The sequence below is a fragment of the Armatimonas sp. genome (assembly GCF_964826245.1).
Window position 1 is genome coordinate 1 of record NZ_CBAYMC010000360.1, and the last position, 3,311, is coordinate 3,311.

Below are 3,311 nucleotides of genomic sequence, written 5' to 3' on the forward strand. Positions count from 1 at the left end.
CCTTGCTATCCAGCAACCGCACGACGGGAGCTACCGCTAAGGACAATCCCCAGCGGTGCTCTGGCGTACGGCCGTTCTCATCGCCCAGCAGAAGAATTGCCTGATCCAGTGGCTTGGCGCTTGCGGAGGGGCCACCGGCGAAGAAGCCCATCACGGCCTGATTGACCAGCGGCAAGACCTGCCGCTTTTTCTCCGCGCTCGCCGTCTCCCAGAGCGTCTCAAACCAACGAAGGCGCTGGCCTGTCTCGTAGCGTACCGCAATAGGATTTGTTGCCTGGTGTTTCATAAAACTACTTACTCGGCACAGCGGGCTGGATTTTTGCACTCCACTCTAGCATTCGCCGTAGCGGGACTTCGGATTTGACGCGCAGGTCTTCGTCCATTTGTAGCTCGGGCTGGCCGTCTTTGAGGCAGAGGTAGAGTTTCTCTAATGTGTTCAGGCGCATGTAGGGGCAGCTTGCGCAGGTGCAGCCGGAGTTGGGCGGGGCGCAGATAAACTCGGCGTCGGGGCGGGCTTTTTGCATCTGGTGGAGAATCCCGACCTCGGTGTTGACGACGAACTTCTTGTGCTCGGGGTGTGTTTTGACGTAGTTGAGAAGCGCCAGAGTGGAGCCGATGAAGTGCGCCTTGTCAAGAACCGCCTCTTCGCACTCCGGGTGTGCGATCACGGTGGCGTCGGGGTGGGCGTTGATCAGAAGCGTGAGGCGGCGGGCGTTGAACTGCTCGTGGACAATGCAGAAGCCCGGCCAGAGCACCATCTCGCGGCCTGTTTGCTTCTCGACCCACTTTCCGAGATGCCGGTCGGGGCCAAAGACAACGGGCTGATCTTTGGGGATCATGGCGACGAGCTGCGCGGCATTGCTGCTGGTGACGATCAAGTCGCTCATGGCCTTGACCGCCGCTGAGGAGTTGATGTAGTTGACGACGTAGTGCCCCGGATACTGCTTGAGCCACTCGCCATAGACATCGGCAGGACATCTATCCGCCAGAGAGCAACCGGCATCTAAATCCGGCAGATAGACGGGCTTGGTGGGGTTGAGGATCTTGGCGGTCTCGGCCATGAAGTGCACGCCGCAGAAGACAATGCAGTCGGCTTGCGTCTTGGCCGCAGCCTGCGCCAGCGCGAGTGAGTCGCCCACGAAATCGGCAAGGTCCTGAATCTCGGAGTCCTGGTAGTAGTGCGCCAGAATCACCGCGTTTTTCTCTTTTTTGAGCTTCAGAATCTCCGCGACGAGATCCAGTGACGGGTCAATCTCGGCGGCACGAGCGGTCAGGTCGTAGGGGTTCGCCTGGTGCATGTCCCGCACCAAAGTCAGGTTTTTCATGCCCTATTGTACCCGCACGACACGCGGTATACTTGGCTCTGTATGTCCCTGACTCTCACTCAAAAACCGCGCACGCTTGCTGATACCCTCGCGCTGCCCTCGTGGCTTCTCGTCCCTGCCGCCTCACTCGTCATTGCTGCCTGCGCACAAGTCTCGATTCCCCTCCCCTTCACGCCCGTCCCGCTCACGGGCCAGACCTTTGCCGTCTTACTGACCGGCATGGCCCTTGGTAGTCGTCGGGGAGCGCTGGCCGTTGCGCTCTATGTTTTGGAGGGCGGACTCGGACTTCCGTTCTTTGCGGGCGGTGCCGCGGGGCTTGCGAAGCTCATCGGGCCAACGGGTGGCTATCTCTTCGCCTTTCCCCTCGCCGCCTTTTTGGCAGGCACCCTCGCTGAGCGCGGCTGGGACCGAAAGCCACTGACCACAGCGCTGGGGATGCTCCTCGCCAGCCTGACCATCTTTCTCTTTGGGGCACTCTGGCTAGCGCAGTTTGTCGGAGGAATCGTCCCAGCAGTCGTGCAGGGGGTTCTGCCGTTCCTGCCGGGTGATGTGCTCAAGTCGCTGCTAGCCGCCGGGCTCTTGCCGGTGTCGTGGAGATTTATTTGTACGGCGCAACATAGGGTGTCCCAAGCCCCAGCCACGGATTCTTCCACTCGTACAGCTCAAAGAGAGGAGTCTTAACGGTTCCATCCACGTGGTTAAACTTACTCACAGAGCCCGAGATGGAGCCATAGCTCAGATCATCCAGGTTGATATCCGCCACGCCCGTCACGGCTTTTGAGACGGTCCCCGAGAGCTTAAACGATGAGTTGTCGCTATCGGCAATCGCCACCAAGAAGCGCCGTGAGATCACGCGTTTGGAGACAAAGACATAGCGGGTCTTCCACTTGTTGGCTTTATGCAGCTCATCAAGCTTGGCCCCGAGCTTGGTGATATTCTTCATTGAGGCATAGGTAATGTCCTCCGCCAACAAGAAGATCGAGTTTTTCTTTCCCAAGCTCACTGTGATACTTCCCCCCGCGACGCCAGGGAGGTTCACGCCCACTTTCGAGCTAAAGCTAACATCTTTCGAGCTTGCATAGCTGATGCTATCGTTGGTAGAGTCATCACTCTCAAACCCGACGATCACGCCAAGATCCCGTAGGTTGCCCAAGGGGTTGAACTTATCGCCCTCCATGGTGCCATAGTCCCCCACTTGAACGGGCTCATCCGTAGGAAACCAGCGGGCAAAGTAGTCTAAGTTGTCGTGGATTTCGTCGCAATATTCTTTAAAGTCCGCCATCTTACTTCTCCGTTTTGTTCGTTGCCACGTCCACAAGACGTAGTGTTAGCTTCTGGATCTCACGCAGCAGCTCTTTGTAGGCCTGCTCTTGGGTTCGGGGTGTGGCGGTTGAAGGCGCTCTCCCGCCCGCTCGCTGCCGCCGCCGCTGCCCACCACTCATGTCCTGCATGAACTTGCTCAGCATCCGCTCAAAGCGCCAGAGCCCTCCCTTGGTAACCTCGTGGCTCGCCAGCTCTTTCTCCAGACGTGCCCGGAAGCTCTCCACACTCTCGCCACTCTTGTCCGCCTTTTCTCGCTGGTGCGCTCCGTAGAGCACCGTCGCAAGAGCCAGAAGCGCACGCTTTGCCAGTGCCGCACGGTCGTTGCCACTCTCAGTGGCTGCTCGGGGGTGCTTGGGAGTCGCAGGTACCATCAGGGGCTGAAGAATGGGCCGAATCGCTGCCGTCTCGGCCTGGGTAAGAGTTAGCTCGTCGGTATCGATGATCGCCAGAGCATTGGCAATCGGAAGCGCCTGCTGCCATGCCCACGCTCTTGGCGCAAGGCTTCCCAGCCCTCCTAGTGCGAACAGCCCCAGCCCTCGCTGTAGTAGATCTTTTCGTGTCATTTCTCTCTCTTTCGGGTCGTCTCAGTGCCCCCCGGCCAGGCAGTGCCTTTGGTGGGAAGCGACGGAGCAAGTGCCTTGCCCTCGGAGGTCTTCCAAGGGA

Annotated in this window: 5 protein-coding genes; 1 reads left to right on the plus strand and 4 read right to left on the minus strand. The window is 59.0% G+C overall.

Features of this window, described 5'->3' with window-relative positions:
• Positions 1-286 (minus strand): hypothetical protein (locus AC1XOS_RS21370; protein WP_481964234.1); only part of this gene is annotated, 286 nt, incomplete at its 3' end.
• 4 nt (positions 287-290) lie between these two features.
• Entirely contained in the window at positions 291-1,253 is a 963-nt protein-coding gene (gene nadA, locus AC1XOS_RS21375; RefSeq protein ID WP_481964238.1) for a quinolinate synthase NadA, read from the minus strand.
• Positions 1,254-1,367: 114 nt separating this feature from the next.
• On the opposite strand from nadA, the gene AC1XOS_RS21380 reads away from it, so the two are divergent.
• Entirely contained in the window at positions 1,368-2,006 is a 639-nt protein-coding gene (locus AC1XOS_RS21380; RefSeq protein ID WP_481964235.1) for a biotin transporter BioY, read from the plus strand.
• Here AC1XOS_RS21380 and AC1XOS_RS21385 read toward each other — a convergent pair.
• Together AC1XOS_RS21385 and AC1XOS_RS21390 are read right to left on the minus strand one after the other, a co-directional pair.
• A complete protein-coding gene (locus AC1XOS_RS21385) occupies positions 1,924-2,607 on the minus strand; it encodes a hypothetical protein (protein WP_481964236.1) in 684 nt (227 codons plus the stop codon). The two genes, AC1XOS_RS21380 and AC1XOS_RS21385, sit on opposite strands and share 83 nt — an antisense overlap.
• A gap of 1 nt (position 2,608) precedes the next feature.
• Positions 2,609-3,211 carry a hypothetical protein gene (locus tag AC1XOS_RS21390; RefSeq protein ID WP_481964237.1) on the minus strand — a complete coding sequence of 201 codons (603 nt, stop codon included), beginning with the start codon at positions 3,209-3,211 and terminating at the stop codon, positions 2,609-2,611.
• Positions 3,212-3,311: the final 100 nt, after the last annotated feature.